The following is an 8,661-nucleotide window of genomic DNA, read 5'->3' as shown; positions in this document are numbered from 1 at the left end:
GGCGGCAACTGGAGCTTCGAGTTCTACATGGAACAAAAACACGTCGGCTTCGCAACCGGAAATCACAACATCATGCAGCTGGGGAAGTGAAAACGACTGCACTCGAAATACGCGCTAAGAAACTCTAACTCCAGGAGGAGACCATGGGAGAAATCGTACTTGCCGCCAAAATGACTCACGTGCCTACCCTGCTCATGTCCGAGCAGGAAGGACCGATCAAAGGCAAGCGTCAACCGGCTATTGATGGCCACCGGGAGATTGCTCGTAGCGCCAAGGAACTGGGCGCAACAACTGTTGTCATCTGTGATACGCATTGGGTGTTGAACGCGGGCTTTCACATAAACGCCAACGACCATTTTGAGGGTCTATTTACATCGAATGAATTCCCCCAGTTCATTCAGGACCTGCCCTATAAATATGAGGGCAATCCCGAATTGGGTGATGCGATTGCGCGGATTGCGACCGAAAAGGGTGCTTATACGTTGGCCCATCACCTGGACAGCCTTGAGGTGGAATACGGCACGCTGGTGCCGATGCGGTTCATGAGCCGTGAACACGAAATGAAAGTGGTGTCGATCGGTGCGTGGTGCACTGTGCACGCTCATGACGAAAGCCGTATCGTCGGCGAGGCAATCCGCGAAGCAGTCGAGGCCAGCGACGAAAAGGTGCTGCTGGTTGCGTCGGGTTCGCTGTCGCACAAGATCTGGGCCAACAAGGACTATGCCGCCAATAACGGCACTTTCACAATCAGCTCAGAATTCAATCGCCAGATGGATCTGCACGTGCTGGAAATGTGGAAAAACGGCGATCACGCTACGTTCCTCAAGATGCTGGGTGACTATGCCAACTTCTGCTGCGGTGAAGGTTCGATGCATGATACCGCGATGCTATACGGCGCACTCGGCTGGGACGCTTACGACAAGAAATGCGAGGTTGTGACCGAGTATTTCCCGTCCTCGGGCACCGGTCAGACTAACGTCATATTCCCGGTCTGAGGGTCGCGGTTCCCATACCGATTGCTTGCCCCTGGTGCCTTTTGGCGGGGCAAGCCGTTGATCTATCTAATTCGAACTGATGCAGGTCCCCAAATGTTTCCTTTGAAAGACCCCGGTTTGCTGCGAGAGGCTGCCCTTGTAGGTACACGCTGGATTGAAGCTGACCCGGCCAACGGCCTTGCCGTCACCAACCCTGCCACCGGTGAAGTTATTGGTCATGTTCCCAATCTGGGCGCCGCCGAAACCGCCGAAGCTATTGCTGCCGCCGAGACCGCGCGCCACGGGTGGGCTAAACGCACCGCCAAAACGCGTAGTCAAATTCTGCGTCGCTGGTACGAACTGATGATGGAGAACCAGGACGATCTGGGTGCCATCCTGACAGCTGAGCAGGGCAAGCCACTGGCCGAAGCCAAAGGTGAGATCGCCTATGGTGCCAGCTTCATTGAGTGGTTCGCAGAAGAGGCCCGCCGCGCCTATGGTGATGTCACCCCAGGCCACGCGCCAGACAAACGCATCCTGACGATCAAACAACCCATCGGGGTTGTAGCCGCGATTACGCCGTGGAATTTCCCAAACGCTATGATCACGCGCAAGGCTGGCCCTGCTCTGGCGGCGGGCTGCTCCATGGTTCTGAAACCGGCCAGCCAGACTCCATTCTCAGCTATCGCGTTGGCGGTTCTGGCCGAAAGAGCGGGCCTGCCTGCGGGGCTGTTCTCGGTCGTCACCGGCTCAGCCCGTGGCATTGGCGGCGAGATGACCGGGAACCCGACAGTACAGAAACTGACCTTTACCGGTTCGACCGAGATCGGAACGCTTCTATATGCGCAATGCGCACCAACGATCAAAAAACTGGGGTTGGAGCTGGGTGGCAATGCGCCCTTCATTGTTTTCGATGATGCTGATCTGGACGCTGCTGTGGAAGGAGCGGTGATCGCCAAGTTTCGAAATAATGGTCAGACCTGCGTTTGTGCCAACCGCATTTACGTGCAGGCCGGTGTCTACGATTCCTTTGCCGCCAAGCTGCGCGACAAAGTAGCGACTTTGCCCACTGGTAATGGCTTTGACGAAGGTATCATATTTGGTCCGCTGATCGATCAGGCGGCAGTCGACAAGGTTGCTGAGCACATCGCTGATGCGACCTCGAAAGGTGCCGAAGTCACTCTGGGCGGCAAGTCGCACGATCTGGGTGGCACATTCTTTGAGCCAACCATTTTGACCGGTGTTACTTCGGAGATGGCGGTCGCGACCGAAGAGACGTTTGGCCCGGTCGCACCCCTTTTTAAGTTCAACACCGAAAGCGAAGTCGTCGCTGCGGCAAATAACACCGAGTTCGGCCTTGCCTCATATTTCTATTCCCGCGACCTGGCTCGCGTTTGGCGAGTTTCCGAGAAGCTGGAATATGGCATGGTCGGAATCAACACCGGCCTGATCTCGACTGCGGAAGCTCCGTTTGGCGGGGTTAAGATGTCTGGTCTGGGCCGTGAAGGCTCGCGCCATGGGCTGGATGACTTCATGGAACTCAAATACCTGTGCATGGGCGGCATCGACACCGCCGAGGAGGCTTAATGCGCTTTGCTACTTTTACCACCGAAGGGGATACCTTTTTTGGCGCGATTACCGATGATGGTGCGATTGCCCTGAACGGTGATTTCCCCGAGTTTTCCAGCCTGTATGAGGTCATCGCTGCGGGTGAGTTTAGCCGGTTGGCTGCGGCGGCCGAGGGTAAGCCTGTGACCCATTCCGATTTCACCTATGAAATGGTGATGCCGGATGCACGTCGCATTCTGTGCGTCGGCGTGAACTTTCCGGACAGAAATGCGGAATACAAGGATGGCAGCGCGCAACCGGAATATATGTCGCTGTTCCCCCGCTTTGCCAGCGGTTTTACCGGCCACAACCGCCCGCTGATCCGTCCGCCGGAAAACCACACGCTGGACTACGAGGGCGAAGTGGCCATTGTAATCGGCAAGGCGGGTCGCCGGATATCGCAGGACGAAGCCTATGAGCACATCGCCGCGTTGACGCTGTGCAACGAAGGCACGATCCGCGATTGGGTGCGCCATGCCAAGTTCAACGTAACTCAGGGCAAGAACTGGGATAATTCAGGGTCGATCGGCCCTTGGCTGGTGCCCTTCACCGACCCGGCGCAATTGGATGACGCCCGCATTCAAACCCGCGTCAATGGTGAGTTGCGTCAGGACGACACCCTCGACCGCATGATGTTCCCGATCCGGCGCGAGATCGAGTATATCTCGACCTTCATGACCCTGAAACCGGGTGACATTATCGTAACCGGCACCCCCACCGGTGCGGGCGCGCGCTTTGACCCGCCAAAATATCTTGCACCGGGTGACGTGGTCGAGGTTTCTGTCGAAGGTATCGGCACCCTGCGCAACACAGTCGAGGATGAGAAGGCATGACACCCGAAGAGCATGCCCGCGCAGCAGCCGACCTGCTTCAGGCCGAACGCACCGGCGACCAGATCGGTCTGCTGAGCCTGCGCCACCCCCAGATGGGTATGGACGACGCTTATGAGGTGCAGAACGCCATCTATCGCCAGAAGCTGGCTGAGGGTCGCAAGGTCATCGGGTGGAAAATCGGTCTGACATCGAAAGCGATGCAATATGCGCTGAACATCAATATTCCCGACAGCGGCATCCTGTTTGATGATATGGCGTTTGAAAACGGTGGTACGGTCCCTGCGGGCCGTTTCATTCAGCCCCGGATCGAAGCTGAAATCGCCTTTGTCATGAAATCCGCCGTCGGTGGCGAGAATGTCGGCCGCGACGATATCGTATCCGCCACGGACTACGTCTCACCGGCGATTGAAATTCTGGACACACGTATTCAGCGTCGGGACCCCGAGACCGGCAAGGCCAGAACCGTCTTTGATACGATCAGCGACAATGCCGCCAATGCAGGGATTGTGCTGGGTACAGAGCGCCACGCGATTGACGAATTCGACCTGCGCTGGGTTGGTGCCTTGACCTTCCGCAACGGTGAGATTGAGGAAACCGGCCTTGGGGCCGGCGTATTGAATGATCCTGTTGAAAGTGTTGTCTGGCTGGCCCGGCGCATGGCGCAATACGGACAAAGTATTGAACCCGGACAAGTGATCCTGTCGGGCAGCTTCATTCGCCCCGTCGAATGCCCGCCAAGCACAGAAATTCACGCCGATTTCGGACCCTTCGGCTCGGTCGATATCAAATTTGATTGAAGGAGCACCTTAATGCCCGCGCCAACAAACCCCTTCAAGGCCGCACTGAAAGCCGGAAAACCCCAGATCGGATGTTGGATTGGGATGGCCAATGCATATGCCGCCGAAATCGCCGCCACATCCAGATTTGACTGGCTGCTTGTTGACGGGGAACATGCCCCGAACGATCTGCGGTCTATCCTTGAGCAAGTGAGGGTCATCGAAGGCACAGGTAGCCAGCCGGTAGCGCGCCTGCCAATTGGCGAGACCTGGATGATCAAGCAATATCTCGATGCTGGCGTCCAAAGCATATTGGTGCCAATGGTTGAAAGCGGCGATCAAGCGCGGGAATTGGTGCGCGCAGTGCAATATCCACCACATGGAGTTCGAGGCGTTGGGTCTGCTCTGGCGCGTGCTTCGCGTTTCGCGGCGATCCCGGATTACCTGACAACGGCAGGCGACCAGATTTGCCTGTTGGTTCAGGTGGAAAACCGCCTTGGCCTGGATGCACTGGATGACATTCTGACGACAGATGTCGACGGCGTATTTATCGGTCCGTCAGATTTGGCCGCGGATATGGGGCACATCGGCAATGCTGGCCACCCCGACGTGGTCGAAGCGGTTTTGGACGCGTTGACAAGGATCGTGGCAGCGGGCAAGGCAGCGGGCATCCTAACGTTGGACCCCGTGATGCAGCGCAAGTGTCTGGATCTTGGGGTTACGTTCCTGGCCACGAATATCGACGTAACACTTTTTGCAAAGTCTATGCGCGGGGCGGCCGAAACTGCGTTGGAAATGTTGCCAGACCAGTGCGCGTCTGGAAATGCGCGAACAGAAATGGCCAGCAAATATCTTCAGCAGTTATGCAAGCACTGGTCCCACAAAGGACAAGTCGAATTTGACGCAACTGAAGGAAACGTTTCGTTTGAAAACCGGCGCGCGGTTGCGATGAAAGCGACGGACGAAGGGCTGGAAATAGTTGCTTCAGTCGGCCCACGTGAGGATTTGAACTTTTGGATGGGTGTTATAGAGGACCACCTGAAACGCTTTGCGTTTCGCGAGGAGTTCGAGGTTGTTTGGAATGCATAACGCTGGAATGCAAGGGCAACCGAGCGCGCCCGGGACTTTCGGACACCGCCGCAGGCTACGATTTGTAGTTTGCGGGTATTCGACAAGACCCTGCACCGGGTCCGTACCCAGATAAAACAAGCTGAATCTGAGGCTTTTCGAAACATATACGTTTCTAAAGCGGCATCATCCTCGACAGACGTTGTGACAGTGGAAACAGACAGGCTTGCAACGAGTGATAGATGTCCGGCTTGCCGTCAAAGATGGATGTCACAACAGCCCCTGCCCCATCTACTGCTGGATACCAGCCGCTATGCTGATGATCGACAAATGTTTCATTCGCATAGGTCCAGAGCTTTCTGTACCACTCCTCGTCTTCTGGCCTTCTGTCTAGCACGATCAGAGCGGCAACCGCCCCGATGGCTTCGGTGATAGGCCACCAGAACCGCGAAGCGTTGGCAACGCGGCCATCAAAATCAAGTGTGTAGGCCAACCCGCCATCAGGCAGCCACGCATCTTTCAAAGCCTGCGCAATCAGGTGGCGCGCCGTGTTCGGAGCATTAGGGCTCGTTCGGCCTGACAAATCCCAATGCTGAAGCTGAAGCCGACCCAATTCGAACGAATGCCCCGGCGTTGTTCCGGAAGGCCTGAACATCGGATCGCCCGCATAATCCCGGTTAATTTGCCAATCAGACGAATAGTGTTCGGGAAGCCGCCAGTTTTCACCGGGTGCAATTTTGCCAATGAAAAAGTCCAAAATGCGACCGGCGCGGGACAGGTAGGTTTCGTCCCCTGTTGCCTCAAAGGCAGCCAGCATCGCCTCAACGCCGTGCATATTGGCATTCATTCCACGATATGCGGAAAACGGCGTCCAATCCCTGTTCCATTCATCGCGAAACAGGCCCGCTTCTTCGTCCCAGAAGTGTTTTTCCAGAACATTTCGGACATCTGTCATTAGTTTGTCTGCATCCGGGTGACCCGCCATTTTCGCACTTGCCGAGGCAAGAAGGACAAAGACGTGCCCATAAGCAAGCTTGCGGTCATCCTTGATCTGATCCCCTTCCAGCGCCCAAAGATATCCGCCGTGGTCGCGATCTCGGTGATGGCTTTCAAGAAATGCCATACCGTGATCAATGATCCGTTCAGCACCTTGAAAACCAGACAGATGTCCTAATGCATAAGAATGAATCAACCGGGTTGTCGTGTGCAGCTCCTGCAGCTTGCCGGGCAGCGGGCGACCATCGTGACCAAGTGTATAGAACCCGGGCTCATCCCGGCAACTCGCGCTGAAGAACGTAAGTTGCCGCTTGGCCTGGTTCATCAACCAATCGCGGTGTCTTGGCGTTTCAATCCAAAACCCGGTCTCGGACTGTGACCCCGGAAGCAATAACTGATTGTCGTTCATCTAAATATCCCGCGGATGGAGTCCTGTCGTGCGCGACTTGGCCCGATCTTCCAAATTGCCCATCATCTCAGCAAGCCCGTCGCAACGCTGTACCATCCGAGGCAAACAGATGTGCATTCTGTGCTTGAATGCGCAAACCGAGGCGATCCCCGGATTTCACGGGGATATTGCCATGCTTGCGCACCATCATGGGGCCGATCCCCTCGGCATTGACGTAGATGTTCGTGTCCGACCCCAGATGTTCAACAACATCCGCAACGGCCGACAGATCACCGGCACCGTTGTCCACGACATCGATGTGTTCCGGCCTTACACCCAGTTCTTTGGCCTGAGCGGTAAGGGGTTGATCGAGGATTTTTATTTCAACTCCATTCCCGACATTCACACCAGTTTCAGTTCCCAATACAGGCACAACATTCATGGTGGGTGAGCCGATAAACTGCGCAACAAACTTGTTGGCCGGTCTTTCATAAAGCTCAAGCGGGCTGCCGACTTGCTGGATGTCGCCTGCGTTCAGAACAACGATCCGATCTGCCAGCGTCAACGCTTCGACCTGATCATGGGTCACGTAGATCATGGTCGCGCTGAGCTTTTGATGCAGCCGCGCAATCTCCAGCCGCATCTCGACACGCAAAGCGGCGTCAAGGTTTGACAATGGCTCGTCAAACAGAAATGCGCGCGGGTCTCGGATGATGGCCCGCCCCATAGCAACCCGCTGACGTTGACCACCTGAAAGGGCCTTGGGCAAGCGATCCGTCAATTTGGTCAATCCCAGCGTCTCTGCCGCCTGGGCGACCTTTGATATGCGTTCAGCCACCGGAGCTTTGCGGATTTCCATCGAGAAACCCATGTTCCGAGCGACATCCATATGCGGATAGAGAGCGTAGGATTGGAACACCATCGCGATGTCCCGGTCCCTTGGCCTCACATCGTTCATACGCTCGCCATCGATCAGAAAGTCGCCGCTTGATATCGGTTCAAGACCAGCAACCATGCGCAGCAAAGTGGATTTGCCGCAGCCTGACGGGCCGACCAGAACGATGAACTCACCATCCTGAATTTCAAGATTGATGTTGCGCAGGACCTCGACGGAGCCATAGCGTTTTGCAACATCACGAAGTTCGATACGTGCCATGATCTGGCCTCCTATCCTTTGACCGCGCCGGACGTGAGGCCCTGCACGAGATAGCGTTGAATGAAGATGAAAAAGAGGCAACTTGGGATCAGAGCCAGCACGCCAGCCGCCATCATTTGCCCCCAATCGACCGAGAATTTGGAAACAAATGTCAACAAGCCAACCGGGAATGTCATCGCGTCGTTCTTCGAGATCAGCATCAACGCAAACAAGAGCTCGGACCACGCGGCAGTAAAGACAAACCCAAGCGTCGCCCCTAACCCGGGCAATGTCAGCGGGAACACCACTTTGCGCAGCGCCTGAAACCGTGTACAGCCATCCATCATCGCCGCATCTTCCAGATCTTTGGGTATGCCATCAAAAAATGACTGCATCAGGAATGTTGCAAAGGGGATGTTGAACGCAGTGTAGACCACGATAAGGCTTGTCAGCGAATTCAGCAGCCCCAGGTCCGCGATGATCTTGTAGATGGGTGCGATGATCATCAGCAGCGGGAACATCTGGGTGACCAGCATCAAGGCGATGATGATGCGTTTGCCTGCAAAAACGAAGCGGGAAAAGGCATAACCCGCCCCAGCCGCGAACAAGGTCGTAAAGAACGCCGCGCCCAGCGACACCACAAGAGAGTTCCGGAAATAGGCCACAAAATCGGTCTGAAAGATAACCGTTTTGAAGTTTGAAAAGGTCACCTCGCTTGGAAACAGGCGGGTGCCCTCTGAAAAGATCAGTGCGTCCGGCGTCAACCCGATCTTGAGCAACCAATAAAGCGGGAACAACGCAAAGATCAGATAGAACGCAAGTGCCGCGTATTTACCCACAACCAGCAGGGGGTTGGGTTTCCTGACAGCTGACATGGTCAACT

8 protein-coding genes are annotated in these 8,661 nt (G+C 55.7%); 5 read left to right on the top strand and 3 right to left on the bottom strand.

Going from position 1 to position 8,661, the window contains the following annotated elements; translation table 11 throughout:
- Nucleotides 1-143 precede the first annotated feature (143 nt).
- The 5 genes from hpaD (at nt 144) to ACR0J7_RS14875 (ending at nt 5,280) form a co-directional block, all read left to right on the top strand.
- Nucleotides 144-995 carry a 3,4-dihydroxyphenylacetate 2,3-dioxygenase gene (gene hpaD, locus ACR0J7_RS14895; protein ID WP_480774245.1) on the top strand — a complete coding sequence of 284 codons (852 nt, stop codon included), beginning with the start codon at nt 144-146 and terminating at the stop codon, nt 993-995.
- A 93-nt stretch (nt 996-1,088) separates the two neighbouring features.
- Nucleotides 1,089-2,561 (top strand): NAD-dependent succinate-semialdehyde dehydrogenase, encoded by a 1,473-nt coding sequence (locus tag ACR0J7_RS14890; RefSeq protein WP_480484356.1) that lies wholly within the window; start codon nt 1,089-1,091, stop codon nt 2,559-2,561.
- A complete protein-coding gene (locus ACR0J7_RS14885; protein WP_480774243.1) occupies nt 2,561-3,415 on the top strand; it encodes a fumarylacetoacetate hydrolase family protein in 855 nt (284 codons plus the stop codon). Before ACR0J7_RS14890 ends, ACR0J7_RS14885 begins: the two co-directional genes overlap by 1 nt.
- On the top strand, nt 3,412-4,212 hold the full coding sequence (gene hpaH, locus ACR0J7_RS14880; RefSeq protein ID WP_480900595.1) for a 2-oxo-hept-4-ene-1,7-dioate hydratase: 801 nt from the start codon (nt 3,412-3,414) through the stop codon (nt 4,210-4,212). Before ACR0J7_RS14885 ends, hpaH begins: the two co-directional genes overlap by 4 nt.
- Before the next feature lie 12 nt (nt 4,213-4,224).
- Complete coding sequence (locus ACR0J7_RS14875; protein WP_480911511.1) at nt 4,225-5,280, top strand: aldolase/citrate lyase family protein; 1,056 nt, start codon at nt 4,225-4,227, stop codon at nt 5,278-5,280.
- Between the two features lie 154 nt (nt 5,281-5,434).
- Here the strand turns inward: ACR0J7_RS14875 and ACR0J7_RS14870 are convergent, their stop codons facing one another.
- The 3 genes from ACR0J7_RS14870 to ACR0J7_RS14860 all read right to left on the bottom strand — a co-directional run bounded on the left by ACR0J7_RS14870 (nt 5,435) and on the right by ACR0J7_RS14860 (nt 8,653).
- Nucleotides 5,435-6,664 carry an AGE family epimerase/isomerase gene (locus ACR0J7_RS14870; protein ID WP_480911513.1) on the bottom strand — a complete coding sequence of 410 codons (1,230 nt, stop codon included), beginning with the start codon at nt 6,662-6,664 and terminating at the stop codon, nt 5,435-5,437.
- A 67-nt stretch (nt 6,665-6,731) separates the two neighbouring features.
- Nucleotides 6,732-7,799 carry an ABC transporter ATP-binding protein gene (locus ACR0J7_RS14865; RefSeq protein ID WP_480774240.1) on the bottom strand — a complete coding sequence of 356 codons (1,068 nt, stop codon included), beginning with the start codon at nt 7,797-7,799 and terminating at the stop codon, nt 6,732-6,734.
- A gap of 11 nt (nt 7,800-7,810) precedes the next feature.
- Complete coding sequence (locus ACR0J7_RS14860) at nt 7,811-8,653, bottom strand: carbohydrate ABC transporter permease (protein ID WP_480477286.1); 843 nt, start codon at nt 8,651-8,653, stop codon at nt 7,811-7,813.
- Nucleotides 8,654-8,661 lie beyond the last annotated feature (8 nt).

The organism is Ruegeria sp. O4 (assembly GCF_056535125.1).
The sequence above is the reverse complement of the archived record's forward strand: the minus strand, read 5'-3'. Positions and strand labels throughout refer to the sequence as shown.

Coding starts and splice junctions, on each gene's coding strand:
- hpaH (WP_480900595.1), top strand. CDS start 3,412: ATGACACCCGAAGAGCATGCCCGCGCAGCAGCCGACCTGCTTCAGGCC.
- ACR0J7_RS14870 (WP_480911513.1), bottom strand. CDS start 6,664: ATGAACGACAATCAGTTATTGCTTCCGGGGTCACAGTCCGAGACCGGG.
- ACR0J7_RS14890 (WP_480484356.1), top strand. CDS start 1,089: ATGTTTCCTTTGAAAGACCCCGGTTTGCTGCGAGAGGCTGCCCTTGTA.
- ACR0J7_RS14875 (WP_480911511.1), top strand. CDS start 4,225: ATGCCCGCGCCAACAAACCCCTTCAAGGCCGCACTGAAAGCCGGAAAA.
- ACR0J7_RS14860 (WP_480477286.1), bottom strand. CDS start 8,653: ATGTCAGCTGTCAGGAAACCCAACCCCCTGCTGGTTGTGGGTAAATAC.
- hpaD (WP_480774245.1), top strand. CDS start 144: ATGGGAGAAATCGTACTTGCCGCCAAAATGACTCACGTGCCTACCCTG.
- ACR0J7_RS14885 (WP_480774243.1), top strand. CDS start 2,561: ATGCGCTTTGCTACTTTTACCACCGAAGGGGATACCTTTTTTGGCGCG.
- ACR0J7_RS14865 (WP_480774240.1), bottom strand. CDS start 7,799: ATGGCACGTATCGAACTTCGTGATGTTGCAAAACGCTATGGCTCCGTC.